The 26,648-nt window shown below is 68.4% G+C and carries 33 protein-coding genes and 1 pseudogene; 9 read left to right on the forward strand and 25 right to left on the reverse strand.

Going from position 1 to position 26,648, the window contains the following annotated elements; translation table 11 throughout:
• Positions 1–153: 153 nt before the first annotated feature.
• The 3 genes from GNX95_RS34860 to GNX95_RS34870 all read right to left on the reverse strand — a co-directional run bounded on the left by GNX95_RS34860 (position 154) and on the right by GNX95_RS34870 (position 4,137).
• Positions 154–987, reverse strand: coding sequence for a sugar phosphate isomerase/epimerase family protein (locus GNX95_RS34860; protein ID WP_246281888.1), 834 nt, complete (start codon positions 985–987; stop codon positions 154–156).
• A 140-nt stretch (positions 988–1,127) separates the two neighbouring features.
• Positions 1,128–2,060 carry a Ppx/GppA family phosphatase gene (locus tag GNX95_RS34865; protein ID WP_163511883.1) on the reverse strand — a complete coding sequence of 311 codons (933 nt, stop codon included), beginning with the start codon at positions 2,058–2,060 and terminating at the stop codon, positions 1,128–1,130.
• 10 nt (positions 2,061–2,070) lie between these two features.
• Positions 2,071–4,137, reverse strand: coding sequence for a M28 family peptidase (locus tag GNX95_RS34870; RefSeq protein ID WP_163511884.1), 2,067 nt, complete (start codon positions 4,135–4,137; stop codon positions 2,071–2,073).
• Between the two features lie 162 nt (positions 4,138–4,299).
• On the opposite strand from GNX95_RS34870, the gene GNX95_RS34875 reads away from it, so the two are divergent.
• The gene (locus GNX95_RS34875; protein WP_163511885.1) at positions 4,300–5,118 is read left to right on the forward strand and encodes a DUF3109 family protein; all 819 of its coding nucleotides are present in this window, start codon (positions 4,300–4,302) and stop codon (positions 5,116–5,118) included.
• Positions 5,119–5,331: 213 nt separating this feature from the next.
• Here the strand turns inward: GNX95_RS34875 and GNX95_RS34880 are convergent, their stop codons facing one another.
• Positions 5,332–6,012, reverse strand: coding sequence for a response regulator transcription factor (locus GNX95_RS34880; protein ID WP_163511886.1), 681 nt, complete (start codon positions 6,010–6,012; stop codon positions 5,332–5,334).
• Positions 6,009–7,232, reverse strand: a complete 1,224-nt coding sequence (locus GNX95_RS34885; protein WP_222854142.1) for a sensor histidine kinase — start codon at positions 7,230–7,232, stop codon at positions 6,009–6,011. The genes GNX95_RS34880 and GNX95_RS34885 overlap by 4 nt, the downstream gene beginning before the upstream one ends.
• Before the next feature lie 186 nt (positions 7,233–7,418).
• Between GNX95_RS34885 and phoU the strand changes: the two genes are divergently transcribed.
• The 4 genes from phoU to GNX95_RS34905 all read left to right on the forward strand — a co-directional run bounded on the left by phoU (position 7,419) and on the right by GNX95_RS34905 (position 8,967).
• Complete coding sequence (gene phoU, locus GNX95_RS34890) at positions 7,419–8,072, forward strand: phosphate signaling complex protein PhoU (RefSeq protein ID WP_163511887.1); 654 nt, start codon at positions 7,419–7,421, stop codon at positions 8,070–8,072.
• An 88-nt stretch (positions 8,073–8,160) separates the two neighbouring features.
• A complete protein-coding gene (locus tag GNX95_RS34895; protein ID WP_163511888.1) occupies positions 8,161–8,337 on the forward strand; it encodes a hypothetical protein in 177 nt (58 codons plus the stop codon).
• An 89-nt stretch (positions 8,338–8,426) separates the two neighbouring features.
• On the forward strand, positions 8,427–8,567 hold the full coding sequence (locus GNX95_RS34900; RefSeq protein WP_163511889.1) for a hypothetical protein: 141 nt from the start codon (positions 8,427–8,429) through the stop codon (positions 8,565–8,567).
• 73 nt (positions 8,568–8,640) lie between these two features.
• Positions 8,641–8,967, forward strand: a complete 327-nt coding sequence (locus GNX95_RS34905; RefSeq protein WP_163511890.1) for a hypothetical protein — start codon at positions 8,641–8,643, stop codon at positions 8,965–8,967.
• Positions 8,968–9,021: 54 nt separating this feature from the next.
• On the opposite strand, the gene GNX95_RS34910 is transcribed toward GNX95_RS34905, so the two are convergent.
• On the reverse strand, positions 9,022–9,771 hold the full coding sequence (locus GNX95_RS34910) for a phosphoglyceromutase (RefSeq protein ID WP_187369738.1): 750 nt from the start codon (positions 9,769–9,771) through the stop codon (positions 9,022–9,024).
• 38 nt (positions 9,772–9,809) lie between these two features.
• Between GNX95_RS34910 and GNX95_RS34915 the strand changes: the two genes are divergently transcribed.
• The gene (locus GNX95_RS34915; RefSeq protein ID WP_246281853.1) at positions 9,810–10,475 is read left to right on the forward strand and encodes a class F sortase; all 666 of its coding nucleotides are present in this window, start codon (positions 9,810–9,812) and stop codon (positions 10,473–10,475) included.
• Between the two features lie 3 nt (positions 10,476–10,478).
• On the opposite strand, the gene GNX95_RS34920 is transcribed toward GNX95_RS34915, so the two are convergent.
• From GNX95_RS34920 to GNX95_RS34950, 7 genes are all read right to left on the reverse strand, one after another.
• Complete coding sequence (locus GNX95_RS34920) at positions 10,479–10,979, reverse strand: type III secretion system chaperone family protein (protein ID WP_163511891.1); 501 nt, start codon at positions 10,977–10,979, stop codon at positions 10,479–10,481.
• A gap of 4 nt (positions 10,980–10,983) precedes the next feature.
• Positions 10,984–12,243, reverse strand: coding sequence for a D-inositol-3-phosphate glycosyltransferase (gene mshA, locus GNX95_RS34925; RefSeq protein ID WP_222854144.1), 1,260 nt, complete (start codon positions 12,241–12,243; stop codon positions 10,984–10,986).
• Positions 12,244–12,288: 45 nt separating this feature from the next.
• Positions 12,289–12,579 (reverse strand): hypothetical protein, encoded by a 291-nt coding sequence (locus tag GNX95_RS34930; RefSeq protein WP_163511892.1) that lies wholly within the window; start codon positions 12,577–12,579, stop codon positions 12,289–12,291.
• 255 nt (positions 12,580–12,834) lie between these two features.
• Positions 12,835–13,689 (reverse strand): hypothetical protein, encoded by an 855-nt coding sequence (locus GNX95_RS34935; RefSeq protein WP_163511893.1) that lies wholly within the window; start codon positions 13,687–13,689, stop codon positions 12,835–12,837.
• Positions 13,686–14,216, reverse strand: a complete 531-nt coding sequence (locus GNX95_RS34940; protein ID WP_163511894.1) for an RNA polymerase sigma factor — start codon at positions 14,214–14,216, stop codon at positions 13,686–13,688. The genes GNX95_RS34935 and GNX95_RS34940 overlap by 4 nt, the downstream gene beginning before the upstream one ends.
• Positions 14,217–14,269: 53 nt before the next feature.
• Positions 14,270–14,857 carry a dihydrofolate reductase family protein gene (locus tag GNX95_RS34945; RefSeq protein ID WP_163511895.1) on the reverse strand — a complete coding sequence of 196 codons (588 nt, stop codon included), beginning with the start codon at positions 14,855–14,857 and terminating at the stop codon, positions 14,270–14,272.
• Positions 14,854–15,660, reverse strand: a complete 807-nt coding sequence (locus GNX95_RS34950; RefSeq protein ID WP_163511896.1) for a metalloregulator ArsR/SmtB family transcription factor — start codon at positions 15,658–15,660, stop codon at positions 14,854–14,856. Before GNX95_RS34950 ends, GNX95_RS34945 begins: the two co-directional genes overlap by 4 nt.
• Before the next feature lie 288 nt (positions 15,661–15,948).
• Here GNX95_RS34950 and GNX95_RS34955 point away from each other — a divergent pair, with 288 nt between their 5' ends.
• Both GNX95_RS34955 and GNX95_RS34960 read left to right on the forward strand, forming a co-directional pair.
• Positions 15,949–16,698, forward strand: a complete 750-nt coding sequence (locus GNX95_RS34955; protein ID WP_246281889.1) for an SDR family oxidoreductase — start codon at positions 15,949–15,951, stop codon at positions 16,696–16,698.
• The gene (locus tag GNX95_RS34960) at positions 16,698–17,504 is read left to right on the forward strand and encodes a class I SAM-dependent methyltransferase (protein ID WP_163511898.1); all 807 of its coding nucleotides are present in this window, start codon (positions 16,698–16,700) and stop codon (positions 17,502–17,504) included. The genes GNX95_RS34955 and GNX95_RS34960 overlap by 1 nt, the downstream gene beginning before the upstream one ends.
• A 23-nt stretch (positions 17,505–17,527) precedes the next feature.
• Here GNX95_RS34960 and GNX95_RS34965 read toward each other — a convergent pair.
• From GNX95_RS34965 to GNX95_RS34985, 5 genes and pseudogenes are all read right to left on the reverse strand, one after another.
• Positions 17,528–18,231: pseudogene (locus GNX95_RS34965) on the reverse strand (transposase family protein).
• Positions 18,232–18,234: 3 nt separating this feature from the next.
• On the reverse strand, positions 18,235–18,525 hold the full coding sequence (locus GNX95_RS34970) for a hypothetical protein (RefSeq protein ID WP_163511899.1): 291 nt from the start codon (positions 18,523–18,525) through the stop codon (positions 18,235–18,237).
• Positions 18,522–18,893 carry a DUF222 domain-containing protein gene (locus GNX95_RS34975; protein WP_163511900.1) on the reverse strand — a complete coding sequence of 124 codons (372 nt, stop codon included), beginning with the start codon at positions 18,891–18,893 and terminating at the stop codon, positions 18,522–18,524. Before GNX95_RS34975 ends, GNX95_RS34970 begins: the two co-directional genes overlap by 4 nt.
• Before the next feature lie 142 nt (positions 18,894–19,035).
• Positions 19,036–20,076: a S66 family peptidase gene (locus tag GNX95_RS34980; protein ID WP_163511901.1), complete on the reverse strand. Its 1,041-nt coding sequence runs from the start codon at positions 20,074–20,076 to the stop codon at positions 19,036–19,038.
• A gap of 21 nt (positions 20,077–20,097) precedes the next feature.
• Complete coding sequence (locus GNX95_RS34985; RefSeq protein ID WP_425483933.1) at positions 20,098–21,165, reverse strand: UDP-N-acetylmuramate dehydrogenase; 1,068 nt, start codon at positions 21,163–21,165, stop codon at positions 20,098–20,100.
• A 28-nt stretch (positions 21,166–21,193) separates the two neighbouring features.
• Between GNX95_RS34985 and GNX95_RS34990 the strand changes: the two genes are divergently transcribed.
• Complete coding sequence (locus GNX95_RS34990) at positions 21,194–21,946, forward strand: maleylpyruvate isomerase family mycothiol-dependent enzyme (protein ID WP_163511903.1); 753 nt, start codon at positions 21,194–21,196, stop codon at positions 21,944–21,946.
• 77 nt (positions 21,947–22,023) lie between these two features.
• Here GNX95_RS34990 and GNX95_RS34995 read toward each other — a convergent pair whose 3' ends face one another.
• The 7 genes from GNX95_RS34995 to GNX95_RS35025 all read right to left on the reverse strand — a co-directional run bounded on the left by GNX95_RS34995 (position 22,024) and on the right by GNX95_RS35025 (position 26,623).
• Complete coding sequence (locus tag GNX95_RS34995; RefSeq protein ID WP_163511904.1) at positions 22,024–22,764, reverse strand: hypothetical protein; 741 nt, start codon at positions 22,762–22,764, stop codon at positions 22,024–22,026.
• A 384-nt stretch (positions 22,765–23,148) separates the two neighbouring features.
• A complete protein-coding gene (locus GNX95_RS35000) occupies positions 23,149–23,763 on the reverse strand; it encodes a superoxide dismutase (protein WP_163511905.1) in 615 nt (204 codons plus the stop codon).
• 151 nt (positions 23,764–23,914) lie between these two features.
• Positions 23,915–24,439: an O-acetyl-ADP-ribose deacetylase gene (locus GNX95_RS35005; protein ID WP_163511906.1), complete on the reverse strand. Its 525-nt coding sequence runs from the start codon at positions 24,437–24,439 to the stop codon at positions 23,915–23,917.
• Positions 24,433–24,753 carry a DUF2516 family protein gene (locus GNX95_RS35010; RefSeq protein ID WP_163511907.1) on the reverse strand — a complete coding sequence of 107 codons (321 nt, stop codon included), beginning with the start codon at positions 24,751–24,753 and terminating at the stop codon, positions 24,433–24,435. The genes GNX95_RS35005 and GNX95_RS35010 overlap by 7 nt, the downstream gene beginning before the upstream one ends.
• Before the next feature lie 59 nt (positions 24,754–24,812).
• A complete protein-coding gene (locus GNX95_RS35015) occupies positions 24,813–25,295 on the reverse strand; it encodes a hypothetical protein (protein WP_163511908.1) in 483 nt (160 codons plus the stop codon).
• Positions 25,292–25,762: a helix-turn-helix domain-containing protein gene (locus GNX95_RS35020; protein ID WP_163511909.1), complete on the reverse strand. Its 471-nt coding sequence runs from the start codon at positions 25,760–25,762 to the stop codon at positions 25,292–25,294. The genes GNX95_RS35015 and GNX95_RS35020 overlap by 4 nt, the downstream gene beginning before the upstream one ends.
• Positions 25,763–25,903: 141 nt before the next feature.
• The gene (locus tag GNX95_RS35025; protein WP_163511910.1) at positions 25,904–26,623 is read right to left on the reverse strand and encodes an alanyl-tRNA editing protein; all 720 of its coding nucleotides are present in this window, start codon (positions 26,621–26,623) and stop codon (positions 25,904–25,906) included.
• Positions 26,624–26,648 lie beyond the last annotated feature (25 nt).

Here is a 26,648-nt window from a genome sequence, read left to right on the forward strand (position 1 = left end):
GCCACCATGCTTGCGTTGGATGCACGCATGGTGGCCATGCGACCAAGATCAACTCTATGTATGTAAGAAGCCACGCGAACCCACCCCCCACCCGATCTGGGTGGGGGCCCAGATTGGCAGGGGGGTACGACAGTTTCGCGCCGTAGCGGGTAGTCAGGCGCGGGCGGCGGCTGGGGCGGCCAGGTGGAGGCGGGCGAAGGCCAGGGCCTCGGCGAGGTCCGACTCGCGGCGTTCGCGGCTGCCAGCCGACCGGGTGCTCACCTCGACGACCACCGCGCCGGTGAAGCCGTTGCCGGCCAGTTTCTCCAGCAGCGGACCGCACGGCTGGTTGCCGCGCCCCGGCAGCATGTGCTCGTCGTGGCCGAGGCCGGTGCCGTCGCCGAGGTGGATGTGCCTGAGGCCGTCCCCCATCCGGTCGGCCATCTCCAGCGGGTCGGAGCGCGACACGGCGGTGTGTGAGGTGTCCAGGCAGAACTTCTCCACCGCCAGCTGCGTCACGTCCCAGGTCGGCGCGTACGGCGAGAACTCGCGACCGCGCGCACGCAGCGGATACATGTTCTCGACGGCCAGCGTCACGTCGGTCGTCTCCTGCAGCCGGCGTACGCCGTCCTCGAAGCCGTTGATGTAGTCGCGCTGCCAGCGAAACGGCGGGTGCAGCACGACGGTCGGCGCGCCCAGCCGCTCGGCGGCGTCGATCGACCGGCGCAGCCGCTCCCACGGGTCGGTGCTCCACACACGCTGCGTGATGAACAGGCAGGGCGCGTGGATCGCCAGTACGGGCGAGCCGTAGTGGTCGGCGAGGGTGCCGAGCGCGTCGGCGTCCTGGCTCACCGGGTCGGTCAGCACCATGATCTCGACGCCGTCATAGCCGAGCGACGACGCGATCTCGAAGGTCGCAGCGGTGGACTCGGGATAGACCGACACGCTGGACAGTCCGACGGCCGCACCAGGCACCCGCACGCTGTGTTCGTCGAGCTCCATGGGCATGCTCACACACTCCAGCGTACGACCCGGGCGCCGCGCGCATATTTTTACGTACCGGCCGGCCAGGACAAGTGTCCGTGATAATTGCGCGTACGTACGGTGAACGCCCAGGTCAGCCCGATCGCATCGGGCCAAACCGTCACTTAGTTCCCATCCAGCCAGTCCAGCCGGCGCAGGATGACACCCTCGCGCAGGGCCCACGGGCAGATGTCGAGCCGGTCCGCCTTGAACGCGTTCATCGCCGCCTCCGCGACCACCGCGCCGGCCAGCAACTGATGGGCGCGCGCCGCGCTCACACCGTCGAGCTCGGCCAGGTCGGCCGAGGACATCCGCGAGATGAACGCGACGATCTGCCGCAGCCCCACCGAGGTCAGCGACCGCGCCGCGTACGGCCCGTCCGCGCTCGGCGCCGCGCCGGCCAGCCGGGCCAGCGACCGGAACGTCTTGGACGAGGCCACCACACGGTCGGCCGGTTCGCGGTCGGCCAGCGCCTTGACCGCGGTCTTGAGCTCCTCGTCGACGTGCGTACGCAGCGCGGTGACCTGCGCCTTGCTGGGCGGGTCGCCGTGCAGTCGCTCGCGGGTCAGCCGGCCGGCACCGAGCGGCAGCGACAGCGCCACGTCCGGCTCCTCGTCGATGCCGGTGGCCACCTCCAGCGAACCGCCGCCGATGTCCAGACAGAGCAGCCGGCCGGCCGACCAGCCGAACCAGCGGCGCGCCGCCAGGAAGGTCAGCCGCGCCTCGGCCGGTCCGTCCAGCACCTTCAGGTCGACACCGGTCGCTTTCTGGATCCGCGCCAGCACCTTGTCGCCGTTGTGCGCGTCGCGTACGGCCGAGGTCGCGAAGGCCATCAGGTCGTCGCAGTTGAGCCGCTTCGACGCCTTGACGGCGGAGGCGATCACCTCGGTGAGCGCCTCCTCGCCCGCAGCCGACAGGTTGAGGTCGTCGTCGATGTGCTCGGCGAGCCGCAGGACGGACTTCTCCGAGTACGCCGGAGCCGGCCGCGCACCCCGATGTGCGTCGACGACCAGCAGGTGGACCGTGTTCGATCCGACGTCGAGGACACCGAGCCGCATGCCGGAAACGTTACGTCACGGCGCCGAGCACCGCTGCCGCTCCGCGCAAACTGCCATAAAGCGACGACTCGTACGTCCTGGCCTGCGCCACGTTGTGGTATTCGAACAGCGCGTCGTTGATCCCCGGCAGCTTCTGGGTGCCATAGCCGGCGTTGATCCCCGGCGCGTACACCTGATGCCGGAACCACGGCCGCCGCGGCAGTCCCCGCGCGGCCAGCAGCTGGTGTTCGGAGGCGACCAGCAACCGGGTCAGTACGGCGAAACTGGCCGGTGAGCCGCCGACGGCGAGCTGCCTGTCGATCCGCGCCTGGATCTTCGTGGCCGCCGCCTGCCACGCCCGTGCCGCGGCGATGTCCCGGTCGAGGCCGAGCACGTCCCGGCCGTACGCCTGCGTTTCCTGCTTCTGGAACGCGGTCAGATAGGTGACCACCTCGGCCGCGTACGAGGCATAGTCCAGCGGTGGCACGTCGGCGTTGGCCAGCCGCATGGTGACGACACCGACCTCCTGCGCCAGCGCCACGTGGTATTTCCAGCCAGGATCGATGAACCGGTCCTCCATGTAGAAGTTGTCGCAGGAACAGTGGTAGTCCCCCGAGTCGGTGCTGGCGCCGATGTCCACCGACGGCACGCCATAGCGATCGAAGAACGCCGTGTAGTCCGATCCGCTGCCGAGCCGGCCGACCGGCGGAGTTTTCCCACCGTTCTTGGCCGACCAGTCCTGGTAGATCGACTTCCCGGTCCCCGGCCAGCCGATTTCCCTGGTCGTGTCATAGACGATGTTGTCCAGCGACGGCACGCCAGCCGCGCCGAAATCCTTGCCGGCGGCGCCGTCCATGTTGACGTACGCGACCGCGTTGGCCAGTCGCGCGCCCTGTTGCTCGGCGTATTCGGTCGAGCCGAACAGGCCGTACTCCTCGCCGTCCCAGGTCGCCAGCGTGACGGTCCGCTCCGGCCGCCAGCCGGTCTTCAGCAGTCGCCCGAGGCCGCGGCCGATCTGCAGGACGGTCTCGGTGCCGGACAGGTTGTCGTCCGAACCGTAGGTCCAGGTGTCCCGGTGCGCGCCGACGTAGACGACCTGGTCGCGATAGGTGCGGCCGGGGATCGTCGCGGTCACGTCCCAGATCGGGGTGATCTTGTAGTCGATGTCGAGGTTGAGATCCGCGACCGTGCCACCTGGACCGAAGTGGTAGGTGAACGGCAGGCCGCCCTGCCATGACTTCGGCACGGCCGCGCCACCGAGGTTGCGCAGCAGCGGCTCGGCCGAGCCGTACGAGATCGGCACGGTCGGGATCTTGGCGATGTTGGAGTCCTTGGGGTCGATCCGCGGCGCGTCCTTGGTGGCCGGATAGCTGGGCGTCAGCGGATCGCCGCCATATTGCCAAAGTTGCTGCACCGAACCGCGCTGGATGCCGTCCGGCGCACGCCACGGTCCGTCCGGATAGACGGCGCCTTTGGAGTTGCCGTCGTCCTTGGGATCGGAATAGATGATCACTCCGATGGCGCCGTGCTCAGCGGCGAGATTTGTCTTCACGCCACGGAAAACCGCGCCATAGCGAGCCAGCGCGATCTTTCCTTTGACGCTGACGCCAGCCTTTTCCAGCGCCTCGTAGTCGGCGACCGTGCCGTAGTTGACGTAGACGACCGGCGCCGAGACGTGGCCGGCCGGCGACAGCGCGTTGTAGCCGACCACCACGTTGTCGCAGTCGGTTTCCACCGGCCGGCAGTTTTCCTTGTTGGGCAACACCTGGCGGGTCGGCGCGGTCATCGTGACGGTGATCCGCTTCGGCACCGAGAGATAGGGATAGTAGGTGGTGATCTTCGGCTGCAGGCCGTACGAGCGGAGCTGGTCGGCGACGTACTGGACCCGGCGCCAGTCGCCAGCCGAGCCGACGAGCCCGGTTTTGCCGGCCAGAAAGGCGTCCAGGTCGCGCGCGACCGAGGTCGACGGGACCGGTTTGTACGCCGCTTCCGCGGCTCGCTCGGCGGCGGCGTGCTCCGCGGTGAACCCGCGGATCGACGCCGGCGTGGCCGCGGCCGGTGCGGTCAGACCCGAGGCGACCAGCGCGAACGCGGTCACTGCGGCAATGCTGGTACGACGCATGGCATCCCCATCTCACAAGAAAACGGGCCTAGTCACGGTAATCCGGACGAACCGCGGCGGTAAACCACCGCGGCACGGCCTGTCGCGGACACCGGCTCCGGCGGGAACGACCAGCGCGAACGCGCGTACTCTCAATTGGTGGCCAAGTCGCATTCCGTCGTCTTTCTCCCCGATCCGCAACCGCGCGACCGCGAGGTGTCCCTCGACTTCGACCGCGAGTGGATCGAGTTCACCGATCCGGCCAACGACGAGCACGTCGTACGCGCCGACCTGACCTGGCTGCTGTCCAGGTGGACGTGCGTGTTCGGCTCCGGCTGCCACGGCATCGTCGAAGGCAACGCCGAGGTCGGCTGCTGCGCGCACGGCGCGTTCTTCACTGACAAGGACGACGAAAAACGGGTCAAGGGCCATGTCAAGCGGCTCACCAAGCAGACCTGGCAGAACCATGTCCGCGGGTTCGAGAACTGGACCGAGATGGACACCATCGACGACAACGAGCCGGAGGCGCTGTCGCGGCGGACCGCGCGCGTCGACGGCGCGTGCATTTTCCACAACCGCGAGGGATTTCCCGGTGGCTCCGGCTGTGCGCTGCACGCGCTGGCGCTGGCCGAGGGGCTGCATCCGCTGGAGACCAAGCCGGACGTGTGCTGGCAGCTGCCGATCCGCCGGATCCAGGACTGGGTCACCCGGCAGGACGAGACGCAGGTGCTGGTCACCACGCTGGCCGAGTACGATCGGCGCGGCTGGGGGCCCGGCGGCCACGACCTCAACTGGTGGTGCACGTCGTCGCCGGAGGCGCACATCGGCGCCGATCCGGTCTACGTGTCGTACGGGCCAGAGCTGACGGCGTTGATCGGCAAGAAGGCCTATCGCCGGCTGGCCGAGCTGTGTGCGCTGCGCGAGAAGCAGGGCCAGGCGGCGCCGCATCCGGCGACCGTCGCCGCCGCTGACCTGTGACCCACGCCTGACCGCCGCGCGCTGGGATGCGTGCATGGACGCCTTTCACGCGCCGGATGGCCGCGGGGCCACCCTACCTGCATCGCCGGCGCGGCGACCGAAGATCAACTTTTCGTATTTATATAAGTAACCACGCGAACCCGCCCCCCACCCGATCTGGGTGGGGGCCGAAATTGCCACCGGGGTACGACAGTTTCGCGCCGTAGCGGGTATTTACGGCTCGAACTTGTAGCCCAGTCCGCGTACGGTCACCAGGAACTTGGGGTTGCCGGGCTCCGGCTCGATCTTGGCGCGCAGGCGTTTGACGTGTACGTCCAGCGTCTTGGTGTCGCCGACGTAGTCCGCGCCCCAGATGCGGTCGATGAGCTGGCCGCGGGTCAGCACCCGGCCGGCGTTGCGCAGCAGCATCTCCAGCAGCTCAAACTCCTTGAGCGGCAACGAAACCGCGTCGCCGTCGACCGACACCGTGTGCCGGTCCACGTCCATCCGGACGGGGCCGGCCTCCAGAGCGGCCGGTTTCAGCTCCTCCGGCTCGGACCGCCGCCGCAGCACGGCGCGGATGCGGGCGACGAGTTCGCGCGGCGAGTACGGCTTGGTGACGTAGTCGTCGGCGCCGATCTCCAGGCCGACCACCTTGTCGATCTCCGAGTCGCGCGCGGTCACCATGATGATCGGCACGTTGGACTTGGCGCGGATCTGCCGGCAGACCTCGGTGCCGGACAGGCCCGGCAGCATCAGGTCGAGCAGCACGAAGTCGGCGCCGCTGTGGTCGAACTCGGTCAGCGCGTCGGGCCCGGTGGCGGCCACCGCCACCTCGAAGCCCTCCTTGCGGAGCATGTACGACAGGGCGTCGGAGAAGGATTCCTCGTCCTCTACCACCAGTACTCGGGTCACGCGCGTCCTTTCGATGCGAGCTTTCCCGCACCCTGCGCCGCGTCGGCGCGGGGTTCGGGTTCGGTCTCGGGGTCGGTGGCGCCGCTGGGCAGGCGCAGCGTGAAGGTGGAGCCGGAGCCTTCCACGCTCCACACGTCGACGCTGCCGCCGTGGTTGGTGGCGATGTGCTTGACGATCGCCAGCCCCAGCCCGGTGCCGCCGGTGGCCCGGGACCGGGCCGGGTCGGCCCGGTAGAACCGTTCGAAGATGCGGTCCAGGTCGGACTCGCCGATGCCGATCCCCTGGTCGCTCACGCTGATCTCGACCAGTCCGTCGCGAAATCGGGTCCCGATTGCGACACGGGTGTGGTCGGGGCTGTAGTTGATCGCGTTGTCGACCAGGTTGGCGACCGCGGTGATCAGCTGCGCCTCGTCGCCGCGTACGACCAGGCCGCTCTCGCCACCCGACACCACCGCGATGTCCTGCGACTGCGCACCGGTGCGGGTGCGGTCCAGCACCTCGGACACCACGTGGTCGACGTAGACCGGCTTGGGCTCCGGCAGCGGGTCGGCACCCTGCAGCCGGGACAGGTCGATGATCTCCTGGATCAGCGTGCCCAGCCGGGACGCCTCGCGGGTCATCCGCTCGGCGAACCGGGTGACCGCCTCCGGGTCGTCGGTGGCGTCCAGTACGGCCTCGGCCAGCAGCTGCAGCGCGCCGACCGGCGTCTTCAGCTCGTGCGAGACGTTGGCGACGAAGTCGCGGCGCACCTTCTGCACGCGGTGCGCCTCGGTGATGTCCTCGATCTGCAGCACGACGTGGTCGCCGAAGCCGACCTGCGCGACCCGCACGCGTACGGCCAGCGGCTCGGCACCGCGACCGCGCGGCAGGTCAAGCTCGGTGTCCCTGCGTACGTCCCCGCCGTCGGCCGCACGCCGCACCTGGCGCGCGAGCGTACGCAGCGCGCCGTGGGTCACGCGGTTGTCGCGTACGACCCCCATCCGGCGCGCGGCCTGGTTGGACAGCACCACCTGGTCGTCGGCGTCGAGTACGACGACACCGACCTGCATCAGCTGCAGGCTGCGCCGCGCCAGGTCGGCCTGCGCGACCGTGGCCGGCGTCGGCCGCGAGCCGGACGGCGTCTCGGCTCGGCGACGCTGGAACAGCACCACCAGCAGCACGGCCAGCGCTCCGACGACAATGCCACCGGCGCCGGCTACCAGGATTAACGCGGCGTCCACAGGGGAAATCGTACGGTGCGAACCGGCGCACACCAGCGGACGTGATCAGCGCTGCGGCGGCGCACGGCAGAGTTCACCGAACGGTCGGCCGGCGTTCACCGGCGCACCTGGGATGTTCACGGTCGCGGCCGGCACGCGCGGCTAAGGTTGGTGGACAATCTCGCCGGGTGAATCGGACAACTCACGATGCGCAATACATTTCATGACGAACTCGCCAGGATCGGGAGTGTCCTGGTCGATATGACCAAGCTGGTCAGCTGTGCGATGTCCAAGGCCACCACGGCGCTGCTCACCGCCGACCTGACACTGGCCGAGGAGGTCATCGCCGCCGACGCCGAGATCGACCGGCTCTATCGCGAGACCGAGGACCGCGCGTACGAGCTGCTGGCCCGCCAGCAGCCGGTCGCCATCGACCTGCGGCAGATCGTCACCGGCCTGCGGATGGTCGCCGACCTGGAGCGGATGGGCGACCTGGCGCAGCACATCGCCAAGATCGCGCGGATGCGCTACCCGGACTGCGCCGTGCCGCCGGAGCTGCACGCGGTCATCCGTGAGATGGGTGAGGTGGCGCAGCGGGTCATCGACAAGGCCGGCGCGGTGATCGACGGCCGTGACGTCGAGCTGGCCACCGAGCTCGAGCAGGACGACGACCGGATGGACGCGCTGCACCGCAAGCTGTTCACGATCCTGCTCTCCGGCTGGGACCACGGCATCGAGCCGGCCATCGACATCACCCTGCTCGGCCGGTTCTACGAGCGGTTCGCCGACCACGCCGTGTCGGTCGCCCGCCGGGTCATCTACCTGGTGACCGGAGAGATGCCAGAGCCTTCAGCGCGCTGATTGGTTGCCGTCTGGATCATCACACCACCGGCAGCCGGAAACCGGCGTACGCTCCGCTTTACCGACAACGACGGGGAAAGGCGGGGACATGACCGACGAGGAACGCGCCGAGCGGATGAAGGCCTACGACGGCCGTTACGGCGAGGCCGAGCCGGCCGGCGACCCGGACAACGACGACGCGTACGCGCCCGGCACCGCGAAGGACATTCAGATCATGTCCGGACACCTGCGTGCGCAGGGCCAGTCCGGCGCGACGGGCGGTTAGGGTCCGTTTCGGAGTCCCACGTGGCTGAGAGTCGTTTGGGCTCGGCCATCGCCGCGCGGGACTTCGAAACTGGCTCTAGTGTGTCCGGCATGAGCCGTGAAGAGGACGAACAGCTGCGCGCGCAGGAAGAAGAGGCCAAACGGGCCGCACTCGCGGAGGAGGAGGCCAACCCTTCCTCACCTGCCGACCCGAGCCAGCAGGAGAGCACCGAGACCTGGGGCTCCAGGTAACGATTCGGGTGTGAGCGTCTGGACCGGCCCGTACGCGGGTAATCTCCGAGGCACGGCGGACTCGGAGACCGGCATGCCTATCGACCTGCTCCTCGTGTACGTGCTGACCGGCGTACTCATGGCCATGGTCCTGGTCGGCCTGTCCACTGTCATCGCGATGGCGGTCAGCTATCTGCGCCGGCGGCTGGAGTGGCACCGGCTGACCAGCATCGACGTCGCCACGCCGGAGCGGCTGCACATGCACGGCGGCTACGGTCCGGCGCGGCCGGCCGGCGACGTGGATCCGATGCACCGCGGCGAGCTGCCGTCGATGCCGGGGGCCGACATCCTGCTGGACGGTTTCGGCCAGCCGCACGGCTTTCCGGTCCGCCGCCGTCGCCGCGTCAGCCGGATGCCGTGACCGCACGCATGGCCACCATGCGTGCGTTGGACGCACGCATGGTGGCCATGCGACCTACTTGCGGCCCTGGTTCTTGACGGCCTCGATCGAGGCCTTCGCCGCCTCCGGGTCGAGGTAGCGGCCGCCGGTGGTCACCGGCCGCAGGTCGTCGTCCAGCTCGTAGGCGAGCGGGATGCCGGTGGGGATGTTCAGGCCGGCGATGTCCTCGTCGGAGATGCCGTCGAGGTGCTTCACGAGCGCGCGCAGCGAGTTGCCGTGCGCGGCGACCAGCGTCGTACGGCCGGCCCGCAGGTCGGGGACGATCGCGTCATACCAGTACGGCAGCGCGCGACCCAGCACGTCCTTCAGACACTCGGTGTCCGGCCGGGCCTCCGGCGGCAACGCGGCATAACGCGGGTCGGCGAACTGCGAATACTCGTCGTCCCGGTCCAGCGGCGGAGGTGGCGTGTCGTACGAGCGGCGCCAGAGCATGAACTGCTCCTCGCCGAACTCCTCCAGCGTCTGCTTCTTGTCCTTGCCCTGCAGTGCGCCGTAATGCCGCTCGTTGAGCCGCCACGACCGGCGTACGTCCACCCAGAACCGGTCGCAGCCGTGCAGCGCGATCTCGGCCGTACGGATGGCACGGCGCAACACCGACGTGTGCACGATGTCCGGCAGCAGCTCGGCCTCGGCCAGCAGCTGCGCGCCGCGCTGCGCCTCCGCCCGGCCCTTCTCGGTGAGGTCGACGTCGACCCACCCGGTGAACAGGTTCTTGGCGTTCCATTCGCTCTCGCCATGGCGGAGCAGCACTAGAGTTCCGGTCACTCTCCTATCCTGCAACAGCGGCCATCTAGGCTGTCCGGGTGCCTGGCCGACACGAACGTCCCCCGCGGAAGAAGTCAGCGCTCGGCAACCTGCTGGTCATCGGCCTGGCGACCGCCGGAGCGCTGCTGGTGACCGTCGCGCTGACCGGTTTCTTCACGTCCAAGCCAAAAGCCGCGCCGCCGCCGACGCCGGTGGTGACCAGCGCGGCACCGAGCAGTCCCGGTCCGTCGGTCTCCACGCTGCCGAAGTCGCCGCCGACCCGGCTGGACGTGGCGGCCATCGACGTACACACCGAGTTGATGCAGCTGGGTCTCAACCAGGACCACACGGTGCAGGTGCCGCCGCTGACCAAGGACGCGCCGGCCGGCTGGTATCGGAACTCACCGACCCCCGGCCAGCTCGGTCCGGCGATCATCCTCGGTCACGTCGACACGGCGAAGTACGGTCCCGCGGTGTTCTACAAGCTCGGCAAGCTCAAGCCGGGCGACCAGATCCGGGTCACCCGCGCGGACGCCAAGGTCGCGGTGTTCCGGGTCGACGAGGTGGCGCTCTATTCGAAGAAGCAGTTTCCGACCCAGAAGGTGTACGGCGACATCGACCACGCCGGCCTGCGGCTGATCACCTGCGGCGGCACCTTCGACTTCTCGGAGCGCTCGTACGAGGACAACACCGTCGTCTTCGCGTCCCTGGTCGCCACCGCCTGATTTTCAGTCGCGCCGAGGTTGGGCCCAGGAGGCGAAGGCGCGCAGGTTGGCCAGCGACTCGCCGCGGCTCTCCCGCCAGGCCCACTCGCGCTTGATGGCCGACCGGAAGCCGATCGCCAGCATCTCGTCGAAGCTCTCGTCGGCATAGCGCAACACACTGCCGAGGATCCGGTCGATCTCGTCGGCATCGACGGCGTGCAACGGCAGCCGGCCGGTCAGATAGACGTCCTCGTTGCCGTCGACGGAAAACGCGACGCCATACATACGCGCGTTGCGCTGCAGCAGATACGTCCACAGCTGCTCGTGGTTCTCGTCCGGATGCCGCATGACGAACGCCTCGATACGCAGCGCGTGCTCGCCCGGGATGAGATTGCACAGCGTCTTCTGCTTGTGCTCGCCGGGCAGCGTCACCACGACGCCGCCGGACGGCAGCCGCTCGTACTCGATCTCCCGCTCGTCCAGCATCGCCGCGATGCGCTCGGTGACCTCGTCCGGTGTCGCCATGTCGCTAGTTGACCACAGCTGGCAGCCCGGCCGCCGCGTGGTAGCTGTCCAGCAGGCCGCGTACGGTGCGGTCCCAGCCAAACCGCCGCGCGTGGCCGACCGCACCGGCCGCGTACGCGACGCGCCGGTCGCGGTCACCGGCCAGTCCGGCGAGCGCATCGGCCCAGCGCTTCGGGCTGTGACCGTCGACCAGCAGGCCGGACACGCCGTCGCGTACGGCCGTGACCAGGCCACCGACCGCGGCCGCCACGACCGGCGTGCCGCAGGCCTGCGCCTCCAGCGCCACCAGGCCAAACGACTCGTTGTGGCTCGGCACCGCGACCAGGTCGGCGGCGCGATAGAGCCGCGCCAGCTCCAGCGGCGGGCGCGGTGGCAGGAAGCGCACGGCGTCGGCGACACCGAGCTCACCGGCCAGCCGCGCGAGGCCGTCAGGTGAGTCCAGGCCGGTGCCGGAGGGGCCGCCGCAGATGACGACGACGATCCGCTCGGCGACCGCCGGCTCCATCTCGGCGACCGCGCGGATCAGCACGTCGGGTGCCTTGAGCGGCTGGATCCGGCCGACGAACGCGATCGCCACCTGCTCCGGCCGCAGCCCCAGCGCCGCGCGCTCGGCCGACCGCTGGTCGTCGCCGGCCGGCGTGAAAACGCTCGTGTCGACTCCAGGCAGCACGATGTCGACCTTCGCCGGATCCGCCGCGTAGAGGTCGATCAGCGCCTTGGCCTCGTCGGTGGTGTTGGCGACCAGCCGGTTGGCGGCCGCGACCACCTGTTCCTCGCCGAGCAGCCGCGCCGGCGGTTCGGGCCGGTCACCGGTGGCCAGCGCGGCGTTCTTGACCTTGGCGAGTGTGTGGGCGGTGTGTACGAGCGGCACGCCCCAGCGTTCGGCGGTCAGCCAGCCGACCTGGCCGGACAGCCAGTAGTGCGAGTGGACCAGCTGGAAGTCGCCGCGGTCGGTGCTCAGCATGCCGCTGGCGAAGGCGGCGAACTGCGCCGGCAGGTCCTGCTTGCCGAGCCCCTCGTACGGGCCGGCCGGCACGTGGTGCACGCGTACGCCGGGCAGCATCTCGACCACTGGCGGCAGCACCGCCGAGGTGGCTCTGGTGAACACGTCGACCTCGACGCCGGCCTCCGCGAGCCGCTTGCTGGTCTCCACCACATACGTGTTCAAACCACCCGCGTCGCCGATGCCTGGCTGGTCCAGCGGCGAGGTGTGCACCGCGACAGCCGCGATGCGGTGCAGCTTTCGGCGAGAGGACACGACCACGTCGTTAGTCAACACAACGACGTGGTCGCCTGATTCCTGCGAGACTCAGTTCGAGTTGTAGTTGTAGGTGCCGTCGTAGTTGTTGTACGCGTTGTACTCGTGACCGGTCGAGGTCGTCTCGTGCACGTCGTTGACGGTGCCGTCGGAGTTGACGTTCTCACTGGCGGTGTTGCCGTAGCTGTCGTACGCCGTGATGTGCTGCTCGCCGTCCGCGTCGACCTGGTCGTGCGCGTAGGTGCCGTCGACGCCGTGCTCGTAGATGTCGGAGCTGCCGTCGGAGTGCTCGTAGACGTCGTACTCGTTGCCGGCGCTGTCGTACTCGGTGTGCTCGGACATTTCCTTCTCCCTTGTCGTTGCTCTGGTGAGATTCATTAGAGCGCGCGATTCAGGATCGTACGTCCCCGATTCGTGCCACCGGACACCCATTCCGATGGTCAGTTTTCCTTTGTTCGCAACGAAAACTGGCCGTTGTTTTACCAAGGCGAATTGGCTGCCAATTGGCTGCGGCGGCATTGTTGGTGCGTTCTTGAGACGCCGGCCGGTTATCTCCATTGGCTCACCACCGCGACACCGGCAATCCTTGACCGAGCGTCAGCCGACGCCGCCACCGGCCGGCGGTTTCGGCTCAATCGGCCGGTCGACGCGCCGGAACCCCGACGGGATGGCCGGGTCGAGGTTGGCGAGGTTGGCCGCCGTACGCGGCAGCCAGTCCAGGTCCGCCCCGACGAACCGGATCTTCGCGTCGCCGTTGCCGGCGATCCGGACCGGGAGATAGCTGCCGGCGTCGACCCAGATGGTCATCGAGCCGAGCACCGGATGCGGCCGGCTGGACGACAGCTGGAGCGTACGGTGACCGCGGATCGTCTGCTGTTTTCCTTTGTCCACAAGGAACATGCCGGTCGCCAACGCTGCCTTTATCTTCGCCGTGGTGTCCGGCGGTCCGTCCAGCCGGATGCCTTCGGTCGGCTGCGGCGCCGGCGCCGGCCGCAGCTGCCACCACGAACGGTCGCGATAGCTGACGACCGTGGTCGACCCGCCTTTTGTCACGATGTCCGTCCGCGCGCCGCCAACCGTGGTGCTGGTGCGTGTGACGCCGGTAACCGCGTCGGACCAGCTGGTCGCCTCGACCCGCCGTCCGTCACTTGTCGAATACGCCGAATGTGACCGTACGACGTAATCGCCTTCGGACACCGCTTTCTGGATATGCGCGACGACCGTCATCCGGTCGGTGTGCGGTGCAGTTTGCGCCGGCGTGGCAAGGCGTACGGCGGTCACCGTGCCGGCAATCGCCAGCACCGCCGCGAAACCGGCCGCCAACACCAGCCGTCGCGGCCGGTGAGCGCGCCGCGACGGGACCGCGGTGATCCGCGCGAGCAACGCCTCGTCGACCGGATCCCGTACGGCCGGCGGACGCGCGGCGACCAGTCGTTCGAATGCTGTTTTCACGTCGTCTCCTCAAGAATCGCGACTTTCCGCGACGCGTGCGCGTCCTGCGCCGCGAGTGCAGCGGCGAAACGCTTACGCGCGCGGTGCAACCTGACCGCGAAGGCGACCGGAGAACAGCCGAAGACCCGCGCCGCCTCACGGCGGCCCAGCCCGTCCCAACCGACCAGCATCAGGATTTCCCTGTCGTCCGGCGAAAGCCGGTCGAGTGCGGCGTAGACCGCGCGCCGCTCGGCGACCAGCTCCGCCGGGTCGCGCGTGCCATCGGCCGGACGATTGGCGAGACGTTCGTACAACGCGCGCTGCCGGTCGGCCGACCGCCGCTGGTTGGCGATCGTCCGCCGGGTGACCGCGAGCAGCCAGCCGATCGGCTCGGCCGGCAGCTCGCCGAATCGCCGCCAGGCGACCACGAACGTCTCGGCGACCGCGTCCGCGGCCACCTCCGGCTCGGCCCTGGCCAGCGCGTACGCCAGGACCGCACGGTAATGCCGCCGGTAGACCGCCTCGAATCGGTGCCGCTGGTCGGTCACATCACTTCCCTCCGTACGCCTTCGTCGGGGAAGTGTCCGGCTCGCGCCGATCGTTACGCCCGGTCGTAGACCAGCGCCATCTCGCCGAGCTTGCCGGTCTCCTGGAAGGTCAACGTCCATTTCGTACCCGGCAGGCCGTCCTCGAACAGCCGCTGACCGCCGCCGGCGATTTCCGGCACGACGATGAGATAGAGCCGGTCGATCAGGTCGGCCGCCAACAACGGCTTGATGACACTCGCGCTGCTGTTGACGAGAATGTCGCCCTCGCCGGTCTTCTTCAGCTCGCTGATGACCTCCGTGGCGGGCGCGTCGACGACGCGCGTACGGTCCCACGGCGCTTCGGTCAACGTCGTCGAGAGGACGACTTTTTCCGTGTTGACAAGCCAGTTCGCGTATCCGCGGTCCCGCGGGTCGGCGTTTTCGTCGTCGGCGACCGGACCCCAGAATCCGATGAATCCCTCGGCGTTGAGCCGGCCCAGCACGCCGGTCGTCTTTCCTTCGACGATGCGGGTCATCTGATCGCGTGCCACGTCGGTCGTCACGTACGGCGCGATCGCGCCGAAGTCGCCAGGACCGCCGGGGCCGTTGTAGCGGCCGTCGATGGTGAGGGCCAGGTTGGCGGACACTTTGCGCTCGGTCATGGTTTCTGTTTCCTTCCTTGGATGATCGTGTCGAGGTTGTCGAGCACCTGTCCCCAGCCGGTCTCGATGCCGGCGATGTAGGGGACGGCTTCGACGGTTGTTTCGGTGATACGCAAGGCAAGCCGCAGCCGCGTACCACCCGGCGCGGCGGACAGCCGCAGGTCGTAATGGCCGGTGAACGACACCGCGCCGGCATCCAGCACGGTGAGACTGAAGGCGAGCCGCTCGTACGCGTCGGCGGCCCGCACGGTGCCGGCCGAGTGATAACGCCGGCCTTCCGCGTCGCGATAGTCCAGGACGGCACGTCCGCCCGGTCGCGGCTCGATCAGGCACTCGGTGATCTCCATCGACGGCGGAGCCCACCAGGACGCCAACAACTCCTCGTCGACCCAGTGCCGCCAGACCACCTCCGGGGACGCGGTCAGCACGCGCTCGAAGGAAAACGTACGATCGTCGGCCCACCGATCCCGGTCGGCGACCGCCGCCTCGGCCTCGATCGCGGCTTGGTAACGCGCGACCACATCGCGCTGCTCACCGTGGGCCTCGGTCGCCTCCACCAGCTCTCGCAGCCGGTCGGCGAGCGCCGCGAGCGGCGCCGGCTCCAGCGCGTACACGCGGCGCTGACCCAGCGGATAAACCGCGACAATGCCGGCGCGCGCGAGGGTCTGGAGGTGCTTGGTGGTCTGCGGCTGGCGAAACCCGGCCAGGCCGGCCACCTCACCGACCGACCGTGGCCGCTCGGCCAGAAGCTCGACGATGCGCCACCGTGCCGCATCCCCAAGCGCTGCTGCGATCCCGTCCATGACCGAAGTATTCACTACAAAGAATATTCATGTCAAGGAATATCTTGATCGACCGCTCTGAGAGACTGTTGGGGAACTGAGGTGCGCGAGAGTCGAGATCCAAACGTCGTCCTGCCGATGCCGGAAGGACGCCCAAATAGCAGCGCTATGGTGGGGTTTCGTCCGGTGCCGGCAGGCGGCGTTTGGGCTCGGCTATCGCGTGCCTCAGTTCCCCAACAGTCTCTGAGAGGGCTCCGAGCAATGGCGGGAGGTTAGATAGAGGCGACGAGATGGGAGGCGACTGTGCACATTGCCGTAGTGACTGGCGCGAGCAGTGGGATTGGTGCGGCGACCGCACGGCAGCTGGCGGAGGCTGGCTATCACGTCGTGCTCGGAGCGCGGCGGCTCGACCGGTTGGAGAAGCTGGCGGCGCAGACCGGGGGCACGGCGGTCGGCCTGGACGTGACCGACCAGGCCAGTGTCGACGCGTTCGCCGAGGTCGTACGACGGACCGCGGAGCGGCTCGGCGAGAGCGTGCATGTGCTGGTCAACAATGCCGGCGGCGCGCACGGTGCCGATCCGGTGGAGAAGGCGAAAATCGAGGACTGGCAATGGATGTACGACGTCAACGTGATCGGCGTCGTACGCGTCACGAAGGCGTTGCTGCCGCAGCTTGAGGCCTCCGGCGCCGGCCACATCGTGGTCGTGTCGTCGACCGCCGGCCACATCGTCTATGAAGGTGGCGGCGGCTACACGGCGGCCAAGCACGGCGCGACGGCGGTGGCCGAGACGTTGCGGCTGGAGCTGTGCGGCCGGCCGATCCGGGTGTCGGAGATCGCGCCGGGGATGGTGCGTACGGACGAGTTCGCGGTCAATCGGCTCGGCTCGCAGGAGGCCGCCGACAAGGTCTATGAGGGCGTCGCCGAGCCGCTGACCGCGGAGGACATCGCCGACTGCATCACCTGGACCGTCACGCGGCCGCCGCACGTCGACATCGACCTGATGGTCGTGCGGCCGCTCGCGCAGGCCGCGCAGCACAAGGTCCACCGGGTCAAATAGTGGCCAAAGTGCCGCGGCTGGCGGCCGGCCGCGCGCGTGCGCTCGGCGTGCCGACCCGCGGCACCACGGCCCCAAATAGGCTCCGGCGGGTCGACCGCTGGCTGCTCGCGACGCACGGAAACCTGTTGCGTAGGGCGGAAAATCCGCTGGTCGTCGACCTCGGCTATGGCTCGGCTCCGGTGACGACGGTCGAGTTGGCGACACGGCTGCGTGGCGTACGCGCCGGCATACGCGTGGTCGGCCTGGAAATCGACCCGGAACGTGTCGCGGCCGCGCAGCCGTCAGCCGATCCGCCGTGGCTGGAGTTTCGCCGTGGTGGCTTCGAATGTGCCGGACTGCGCGCCACGGTGATCCGCGCTTTGAACGTATTGCGGCAATATCCGGAGGAGGCCGCTTTTCAGGCGTGGCAACAGATGTTGGGGCAGCTGGCGCCCGGCGGCCTGCTGGTCGAGGGGACCTGCGACGAGCTCGGCCGGATCGGCTGCTGGGTCACGCTGGACGCGACCGGTCCGCGTACGCTCACACTGGCCGCTCGACTGTCCACTGTGGACCATCCGGCGACATTGGCCGAGCGGCTGCCGAAAGCGTTGATCCATCGCAACATTCCCGGCCAGCCGATCCACGCGCTGATCGCCGACTTCGACGCCGCGTGGCAGGCGTCCGCGCCGATGGCGACCTACGGCGCCCGGCAGCGCTGGGTCGCCGCCTGCCAGCGCCTCGCGACCGGCTGGCCGGTGCTCGACCGGCCGGACCGCTGGCGCCGGGGCGAGCTGACCGTGGCCTACGACGCACTGAAAACTACTTAGTGGTCGCGCAAATAGGTGTCTGGTTATGGGCGTTTGGGTCGGTTGTCCCAGCGGTGGGTGGTCCAGGCTCGTCGGATGAGGTTGCGGATGGTGATGATGGCGTCGATGAGGTCGAAGAACGCGTCGATGACGATCTTGTGGCGTTCGTAGCAACGCTGGAGTCGGTTGAAGGCGTTGTGCCAGGCGTTTGTTCGTTCGATGTGCCAGCGCTGCCCGGCCTGGATGGGGACCAAAGTGGAGAGTCGTGGTGGTGTGCGCCGGCACGCGCGCGGTCCGACGGGATGCCGTAGCCCTCGACCATCAGCGACCGTTTCATGCCGCCTTTGCGCCGGTCGACCGGGGACGGGCCGGCGACCTCGCCTCCACCGGGAGCCTTGGTGATGCACCCATCCGCGGAGCTCTCTTCCAAGACCAGGCCCACAATACGGTCGACGGCATCCAGCGCGATGCGCTTGAGCTCCGCGAAAATCCCCAGCTTGACCCACTCGTCACAGCGGTTGTCGCTCGTGGTGGCCGAACAGATGGTATCGGCGATTCCCTCGTACGGGCAGCCGAACCGCGTCACCTGGACCAGCTTGTCGAACACGACCCGATCACTGATCCGACGACGATGACACCGCAGCGGACGACCCGAGTCACACACCTCGCGGACAGGCAACTGCGCGGCGAACTGGTCGAACAACGGATCCATCAGCCATGATGGCGGGGCGTGGCACGGGTGGTCCATTGATCACGAAGTGTCAACAACTTCATGACCGGCAGACTCGTGCTCACGGCCTCTCAACGACACACCGCACCACAAACGGCGACCTATTTTCACGGGCTCTTGGCAGCGCATTGAATAGCGGGTGTGGCGGATGGGTGTCTGTGTCGGGTCGATGTAGGCGGGTGGCACGAAATGCGGTACGCCGTCGAGCATCTGGATTGACCATTGGCTGTGGTGCAGGATTTGGTGGTGAGCAAGGCACAGCAGCACCATGTTGTGCAGCGTGGTTTCCCCGCCGAACTCCCACGGTGTCACATGATGTGCAGCATCCCGGTGCAGGTCACGCCGTGATGCACGAGTTCGGTGATCCGCAGCCGCCGGTCCGGCTCGGCCAACCGCTCCCCATCATCCTTGTCTGGTGGTGGGTTTCCTGCTCGACCCGGTCCGCGATCACTTTCCCCAGCTCTTTTGACGTCCTCGGGGTGAGCCGACCGCGCCAGCGTCGCCAGTGAGGCTTCGATGCCGTCCCGGTCGGGCCACTCCACCGGCACGACCGACATCGCCGCGATGATTTCCCGTACGTGACCGGGACTGACCGCGCCGTCAGCCACCGCGGCCGCGGTGGCCGGCCGCACCGGAAACCCGTCCGCGGCGGCGATGCCACGGTTTTCCAACGCCGCCACCGCCGCGACCCAATTCCGCGTACGACCGCAGATGCGCCTGGCACGCCTGCCGCACAAACGCCTTCACCTGATCGTCACCCAGCGCGGACCTGCTCCACAACCCAACACGATCCGGCAAACGCAGCCCTATTTGCGCGACCTCTTAGTATTCCACGAAAATCCGCTGCTCGACGGCGTCGACGGTGACCAGGCCGCCGTTGGGAAGAGTGAGCACCGGGTCGGTGTGGCCGATGTCCAGGCCGGTCACCACCGGCACGTCCAGCTCGTACTCCGCCACGGCGGCCAGCACGGTGGCCTCCTGTTCAGCGACGTACGCCGCCTTCTCCTCGAGGCTGTTCTGCCGCTCCAGCGACCAGGCTTTCGGCCTGCCCACGAGGATCGCGGAAAACTGCCGCAGTAAACCGCGCTCACCGAAACACATCAGCATCCGCTCAACCTCGAGAGCTGACGGCATTTCCTCCGACGTCTCCAGATAAAACACGCAGCCGGCGTATGCCTCGTTGTCCAGGATCCGGTCGGCGGCCAGGTTCCAGAACAGGATCTCCAGGTTGCCACCCCACAGCACACCGCTGATCTTGCGGCTCGGACCGTGCCAGCGCCAGCCCTCCGACGCCGCCATCGGCGGCTCGGTCTGCAGGTTTTTCGGGTCTCTCCAGTCGAAATCGACGTCGCGATAGTCGGTCGAGGCGGTCAACTCGTAGGTGCCGGCGGAAAACAGGGCGGCGCGCAACGACAGCTCGGTGAGCGAGTGCATGGCGCCGCCACGGCCGAGCGCGGTCATCACCGTCGCGCCGTGGAAGGAGACAATGCCCGCGGTCCACAGAAAGTTGATCAGGTTGGTGTTGTCGCTCAGCCCGAAAAACGGCTTGGGGTGAGCGCGGATCAGGTCGATGTCCAGGTGCCGCAACACTTTCAGCTGGTCGGAGCCACCGATTGTCGCGATGACGGCGGACGTACGTTCGTCGGTGAAAGCGGCGTGAATGTCGGCGGCTCGGTCGGCCGGCGCGGCCCCCATGATCCTGGTCGTCGGATATTCCACCGGCGTAAGGTCGAAATCCCTCGCGAGCCGCTTGAGCCCCAACTCGTGCGGCAGCGGAAAGATCGCCGGCAGGCCGCTGGACGGCGAAATGACGCTGATGCCGTCACCCGGTTTGACCTTGGCTGGATTCACGAAGGAACGCATGGCGGCCATGGTAGCCGCGGACTACAGCGAGTCCCCCACGATTATCGGCTCGTTGACCAGCGTCACGCCAAACGCGTCGCGTACGCCGTCACGGACCTCACGGGCGAGCGCGAGCAGCGCGGCGGTCGTGCCGTCACCGCGGTTGGTCAGCGCCAGAGTGTGCTTTGTGGACAGCGACACGCCGTCTTTACCGTAACCACGCGAAAAACCGGCTCGCTCGATCAGCCAGGCAGCGGAGGTCTTGACCAGTCCCTCACCGGCGTCGAAACGCGGCGGTTCGGCATCGCAGCGGCGCGCTATCTGTTCGTACGCCGGCACGTCGATGACCGGATTGGTGAAAAACGAGCCGACGCTCCAGGTGTCGTGGTCGGCCGGATCCAGCACCATGCCCTTGCCGGCGCGCAAGGTCAGCACGGCCTGGCGTACGTCGTCCAGCGGTGCCGTGCCACCGGGCTCGACGGCCAGCCGGCGGGTCAGCTCGCCGAACCGCAGCGGCGCCGACTCTTTCGCGCGACGCAACCGAAAAGTCACGTCGAGCACCAGCCAGCGGTCGACACCCTTGAAAACACTGTGCCGGTAGGTGAAGCGGCAGTCGGCCGGCGACAGCACGCGTTCCTCACCGGTCTGCCGGTCGTACGCGCGGACCGCGGTGATCGTGTCGGCGACCTCCTGGCCGTACGCGCCGACGTTCTGCACCGGCGTCGCGCCGACCGATCCGGGGATGCCGGACAGGCACTCGATGCCGGACAGGCCCTCGGCGACCGTCCAGGCGACCAGGTCGTCCCACCCCGCACCGGCCTCGACCGTCACCGCGACCTCGTCGCCGTCGTCGTCGACCCGCCGGCCGGCTGACCGGAGCAGGACGACCGTGCCGGCGAACCCGGCGTCCGGCAGCACGACGTTGCTGCCGCCGGCAAGGATCAGCACCGGCGGCGCCGCGGACCGGACCGCCTCGACCGCCTCGGCCGCACTGGCGACCTCGACCAACGTCCGGGCCGGGCCACCGAGCCGGAGTGTCGTGAGGCCGTTCAACGGAGCCTGGGAAGCTGTACGCACGCCTGAAAACCATACGCGGTAACGTGCCGGCAGCGGGTAACGGATCTCCTGGAGGCAGTCGATGACCGAGCTGAACGCCGACCAGCGGTTCTGGCTGGCGGCGGTGCGGACCGAGGGCTCGGTCCTGCGCGCGGCGGTCACTCCGGACGAGCTGGACGCGCCGGTGCCGTCCTGCCCGGACTGGACCGTCGCCACGCTGGTCGGCCACCTCGGCGTCGTCTACCAGTTCCAGCGCACGCACTTCGTCCGCGGCACCACCAGCCGGCCGGAGAACGCGCGCGTCACGCCGCCGGACGGCCCGGCCGTCCTCGACTTCTTCGACGAACAGCTGGCCGCGGTGGTCGCCGCGCTGGAGAACCTCGACCCCGGCCTGCCGGCCTGGAACTGGGGCACGACGCCGAAACTGGCCGCCTTCTGGTTTCGCCGGATGGCGCTGGAGACGGCCGTACACCGGTGGGACGCGCAGGCCGCTGTCGGCATTCCGCATCCGATCGAGCCACGGCTGGCCGTCGACGGCATCGCCGAGGTCTTCGACACCTTCCTCCCGGCCGGCCGCCGCAAGGGCCCCGACGACGCGGAAGGTGTCGTACGGCTGAACGCCTCGGACACCCAGGACCGATGGGTCCTGCGCGTACGCGGCACGGCCTTCAGCGTGCTGGACACCAACACCGTGCTCGACCCCGGTCCCGGCGCGCAGGCGGCGGCGAAGGGGACCGCCAGCGACCTGCTGCTGGCGCTGTGGGGCCGCATCCCGATCGACGTACTGGAGATCAGCGGCGAAGGTCACCTGGTCGAGGCCCTGCGTACCGGCTGATGTCGCCGTGACGACTCGTTGCGGCAAAGAGCCCGGCGCCACCGTGAGGTGAGGCCGGGCTCTTCAGGAGTGCCGGATCAGTGACCGAGCACGCCGGCGATGCCGCCGATCGCGATCGCGTTGTTCGACACGTTGATCGGCGCGTTGACGCCGGCGATCACCTGGTTGCCGCCCAGGATGCTGTGCGAACCGTCGGTGACGCCACCGACGTTCTGGCCGCCGCTGGCCGGCTTGGACGTACCAGCCGGTACGAACGCGTGCCCGAGCACGCCGATCGCGTTGTTGGACACGTTCACCGGCATGTTGACGCCGGCGATCACCTGGTTGCCGCCGCCGATGCTGCCGGTGCCGTCGGTGACGCCACCGGTGTTCGGGCCGTCCTTGCTGACGGCCTTCGGAGCCTTGACGGCCGGCTTCTTGCCGACGATGGCGGTGCCGAGGCCGGCGACCGCGTTGTTCGACACGTTGATCGGCGAGTTGAGCGAGCCAATGGCCTGGTTGCCGCCGCCGATGCTGTGCGAGCCGTCGGTGACGCCGCCAGTGTTGGGTCCGTCGGCGTGGCCGCCACTGCCGCTGCCGCTGCCGCCGTGCCTGGCCGGTGCGACGATCGCGTGGCCGAGCCCGGCGACCGCGTTGTTGGTGACCTCGACCGGCGCGTTGACTGCGGCGATCACCTGGTTACCACCGAGGATGCTGTGCGACCCGTCGGTCACGCCCCCGGTGTTCGGGCCTGCGGCGAAGGCGGACGTGGCGGACATCGCCACCAGTCCACCGGCGAGCAACGCGGTCTGGACAGACCTGCGTACCCATACGTTCATGGTGCTCCGATCTAGCTGGAGGGACAGGACCGTGGACGACGGTGGCCACGTGGACTCGTGCGTACGACGCTGCCGCGCCGCGCCGAAGGTCCGCGCCGTCCGCCAGTACGCGCGAAACCCCACATCGCGCGTCGCCGGCGGACGACTCACGGCGGGCCGAGCCCCCGACGGGAGGAAAGTCCCGGCATCGCATCTACCCGCAGTGTCTAACTTTTGACGTACTGTGACGCCAGGGCAAAAGTTAACATCACCTCATAAGCGTCCACAAGGGGTAAGCGTAATGAATGTGTCTAATCGGACGTACGACATCGTCCACAGAGGACGCTGACCAGCAAAAAGCCGGCCGGCGGAAGGAAAATCCGCGCGGCCGGCCGTTGTCGACAGCTATCCGAGCCTGACGCCCCGCGCCGCGGTGAAGCGGTCGGTGACGTCCTGCCAGTTGACGATGTTCCACCAGGCCTTCACATAGTCGGCCTTGACGTTGCGATATTGCAGATAGAACGCGTGCTCCCACATGTCGAGCATCAGCAGCGGCGCGATGCCGGCCGGCAGGTTTCCCTGGTGGTCGTACAGCTGGCAGATGATCAGCTTCTGGCCGAGGCTGTCCCAGGCCAGGATGGCCCAGCCGGAGCCCTGGATGCCGGTCGCGCTGGCGGTGAAGTGCGCGCGGAACCCGTCGAACGATCCGAAATGCTCGTCGATCGCGGCGGCCAGCTCGCCGTCCGGCTTGTCACCACCGTCAGGCGACATGTTCGGCCAGAAGACCGAATGGTTCACGTGGCCGGCCAGGTTGAAGGCCAGGTTTTTCTGCAGCAGGTTGACCGTGCCGGCGATCGCGCCCGACTCACGCGCCTCGGCCATCTGCTCCAGCGCGTCGTTGGTGCCTTTCACATACGCCTGGTGGTGCTTGCTGTGGTGCAACTCCATGATCTCGCCGCTGATGTGCGGCTCCAACGCGCCGTAGTCGTACGGCAGGTCGGGCAGCTGATAGGTCGCCACTGCGGAAGCTCCTCGCCTCGAAACTGTAGGCACTTGCTCCTGCAAACTCTATGCAAGTGCGTTGAGACGGCAACTCTGTGCCCGGTCGAATGGCCGCATGGCCACCATGCGTGCGCCCAACGCACGCATGGTGGCCATGCGGCCAAGCGGTCTAGAGCTCGGCGGCCGGGCCGAGGAGCGCGGAGGCGGCCGCGTACGCGCGCGCGTCGAAGAGAACGAGGCGCACGTCGGTGACGGCCGTCGTGGCGGTTGAGATGGCCGTGACGGCCTGCTGAACGGCGTCGGCGATCGGCCAGCCGTAGACGCCGGCGGACACCAGCGGAAAGGCGACGCTCGACGCGCCGAGCTCGTCGGCGACGGCCAGCGAGGTGGTGTAACAGCAGCGGAGCAGGTCCGACTGGTCGAGGCCGGCGGCATAGACCGGTCCGACCGTGTGGATCACCCAGCGAGCCGGCAGCCGGCCGGCCGTGGTGGCGACCGCCTGGCCCGTCTGCAGGCCGGCGCGATGGGTCGTACGGCGCAGCTCGCGGCAGGCGTCCATGATCGCCGGTCCGCCGGCGCGATGGATCGCGCCATCGACACCGCCGCCGCCGGACAGGCCGGAGTTGGCGGCGTTCACGATCGCGTCGACGTGTTCCTGGGTGATGTCGCCCTGCCGATAGCGAAGCGTCACCAAGAGGACGAGCCGCCCTCGGTGACCTCACGCAGCGCCGGCCGTACGTCCACCAGATAGACCAGCGCCGCGGTGATCGCGATCAGGCCGAGGATGTTGGCCGGCGACAGGCCGAGCACGATGGTGACCAGCACGCAGGCCAGGTTGATGCCGACCCAGGCCTGCTTGGTCAGCTTGCCGGCGGCCGTGTACGCGTCGGCGCGTTGGGTGATGGAGTGCACCAGCGCGATCACCTCGGTGATCGCGGCGGCCAGCAGCAGCACCGACATCACCACGGTCTGGACCGGGGTGATGATGTCAATAGCGACCGGTGGCATAGCACTAAGACTAGTACGGCCCCGGAGCAAAGCCCGGGGCCGTACGAGATGACGTTGACTCAGCCGACCTTGTCGGCGCCGTCCTGGACGGCCTTGCCGGCCGCGGCGGCGGTCTTCTTGGCCGAGGTGGTGGTGGCCTTGGCGCTGGTCTGGGTGCGCTGGGCGCCACGGCGGACGGTGGTGGCGGTGGCCTTGGCGGACCGTGCGGTGTTCTCCACCCGGTTGACCAGCTCCTGGGTCGCCTTCTGGTTGCGGATCGACTCGACGACCTTGTGGCCGCGGGTGACCAGCTCGTCGTAGGCCTTGGTGGCCTTGGTCTGCGCCTCCTCGAACTGCTTGGTCAGCTGCTCGCGCTGCTTGGCCAGCTGTCCGCGGACCTCCTCCGGCTTCACCCGCTCGGCGATCTCCTGCGAGCGCTTCTGCAGCTCGCTGGCGCGCTTGGGCAGCTTGCGCAGCTCGGCGACGGCGATGTCGGTGACGCCAGCGGCTGCGTAGAGCGGACCGGTCAACAGGTCGGTGGTGGTGCGGGTCTTGGTGGTCATGGGGATGTCTCCTCTGCAGCGGCTGGTGCCGCCGGGTCGGTTGCGCTCTCGGACTCTTGCGAGATCTTCTGCTCCGCGTCGGCCACCACTTCCGCGACCGCTGGATCGTCCACTGTGGACACCGCGGAATTGGCGCGTACGAAGGACTCGTAGACCTCGATCAGTATTTGTTTTTGCCGGTCGGTGAGCACCGGATCGGCGGTGACCGCCTCGTGGACGCCCTTTTCCTCGCGACCATCCAGCAGCCCGGCCCGCAGATACATGATCGGCGTCGAGATCCGCAGTGCTGACGCGATCTGTTGCAGCACCTCCGCGCTCGGCTTGCGCAACCCGCGCTCGATCTGGCTGAGGTACGGGTTGCTGACACCCGCCTGAGCGGCCAACTGACGGAGTGAGATCTGCGCGCGCACCCGCTGTTCGCGGATGTATTCCCCCAACTCACCCAGTGGGCCGGTCAATCCGGGCATGCCTTCACCATAGGCAGCCCTGCTAGCAATTGCAAGCGCTCAGCTAGCGCTCGCTCGGTGAGACGCGTCACCGGACCTACACCACCCTCTGACCTGCATGTTTCCAGCATGCTAACAAAATGTGACTGCTAACTGACCGACTCAGTCGACAACCTTCACCCGCAGCCGACGAAAGCCCCGGCCCTTGTTCTCCACCTTGGCGACCTGCAGCCGGCCGATCTGCTTGGTGGACGCCACGTGCGTACCGCCGTCGGCCTGCGCGTCCAACCCCACGATGTCGACGACCCGGACTTCGGCCAGGTCCGGCGGCAGCAGGTTGGTGGCCGTACGGATGATGTCCGGGATCGCGAAGGCCTGCTCGCGCGGCAGCACCTTCACGTCGATCCGCCGGTCGGCGACGACCTCGGCGTTGATCGCGGCCTCCACGGTTTCCTTGAAACCAGGCGGGACTTCGGGCAGGTTGAAGTCCATCCGCGCGGTGCCCGGCTCCATGTTGCCGCCGGTCACCAACGCACCGAAGTCGCGGAAGACGACGCCACACAACACGTGCAGGCCGGAGTGCGTACGCATCAGCATGCTGCGCCGCTCGTCCTGCACCGCACCGCGTACGGCGGTGCCGGCGGGCGGCAGCGGGTCACCTTCGGCCGGCAGCAGATAGAACTCGTCGCCTTTACGCGTGCCGACGATGCGCGTCTCGACGCCACCCCACAGCAGCGTGCCGTGGTCGGGTGGCTGGCCGCCGCCACCGGGATAGAACGCGGACCGGTCCAGCACGATGCCGCTCTCCGCGTCGGACTGCAGCACGGTCGCGTCCCATTCGCGCAGCGTCGCGTCTTCCAGATCGAGCCGGTGCGTCGTCATGTGCCGACTCTAGACCCGCCGGGTA

The sequence above is a fragment of the Fodinicola acaciae genome (assembly GCF_010993745.1).
Classification (GTDB): domain Bacteria; phylum Actinomycetota; class Actinomycetes; order Mycobacteriales; family HKI-0501; genus Fodinicola; species Fodinicola acaciae.

What these genes read in the sequence shown, in the direction of transcription:
- GNX95_RS34860 (WP_246281888.1), bottom strand. Translation starts at nt 987, where the DNA reads ATGCCCATGGAGCTCGACGAACACAGCGTGCGGGTGCCTGGTGCGGCC.
- GNX95_RS34865 (WP_163511883.1), bottom strand. Translation starts at nt 2,060, where the DNA reads ATGCGGCTCGGTGTCCTCGACGTCGGATCGAACACGGTCCACCTGCTG.
- phoU (WP_163511887.1), top strand. Translation starts at nt 7,419, where the DNA reads ATGCGCAATACATTTCATGACGAACTCGCCAGGATCGGGAGTGTCCTG.
- GNX95_RS34895 (WP_163511888.1), top strand. Translation starts at nt 8,161, where the DNA reads ATGACCGACGAGGAACGCGCCGAGCGGATGAAGGCCTACGACGGCCGT.
- GNX95_RS34900 (WP_163511889.1), top strand. Translation starts at nt 8,427, where the DNA reads ATGAGCCGTGAAGAGGACGAACAGCTGCGCGCGCAGGAAGAAGAGGCC.
- GNX95_RS34905 (WP_163511890.1), top strand. Translation starts at nt 8,641, where the DNA reads ATGCCTATCGACCTGCTCCTCGTGTACGTGCTGACCGGCGTACTCATG.
- GNX95_RS34920 (WP_163511891.1), bottom strand. Translation starts at nt 10,979, where the DNA reads ATGGCGACACCGGACGAGGTCACCGAGCGCATCGCGGCGATGCTGGAC.
- GNX95_RS34930 (WP_163511892.1), bottom strand. Translation starts at nt 12,579, where the DNA reads ATGTCCGAGCACACCGAGTACGACAGCGCCGGCAACGAGTACGACGTC.
- GNX95_RS34945 (WP_163511895.1), bottom strand. Translation starts at nt 14,857, where the DNA reads ATGACCGAGCGCAAAGTGTCCGCCAACCTGGCCCTCACCATCGACGGC.
- GNX95_RS34950 (WP_163511896.1), bottom strand. Translation starts at nt 15,660, where the DNA reads ATGGACGGGATCGCAGCAGCGCTTGGGGATGCGGCACGGTGGCGCATC.
- GNX95_RS34980 (WP_163511901.1), bottom strand. Translation starts at nt 20,076, where the DNA reads ATGCGTTCCTTCGTGAATCCAGCCAAGGTCAAACCGGGTGACGGCATC.
- GNX95_RS34990 (WP_163511903.1), top strand. Translation starts at nt 21,194, where the DNA reads ATGACCGAGCTGAACGCCGACCAGCGGTTCTGGCTGGCGGCGGTGCGG.
- GNX95_RS34995 (WP_163511904.1), bottom strand. Translation starts at nt 22,764, where the DNA reads ATGAACGTATGGGTACGCAGGTCTGTCCAGACCGCGTTGCTCGCCGGT.
- GNX95_RS35010 (WP_163511907.1), bottom strand. Translation starts at nt 24,753, where the DNA reads ATGCCACCGGTCGCTATTGACATCATCACCCCGGTCCAGACCGTGGTG.
- GNX95_RS35015 (WP_163511908.1), bottom strand. Translation starts at nt 25,295, where the DNA reads ATGACCACCAAGACCCGCACCACCACCGACCTGTTGACCGGTCCGCTC.
- GNX95_RS35020 (WP_163511909.1), bottom strand. Translation starts at nt 25,762, where the DNA reads ATGCCCGGATTGACCGGCCCACTGGGTGAGTTGGGGGAATACATCCGC.
- GNX95_RS35025 (WP_163511910.1), bottom strand. Translation starts at nt 26,623, where the DNA reads ATGACGACGCACCGGCTCGATCTGGAAGACGCGACGCTGCGCGAATGG.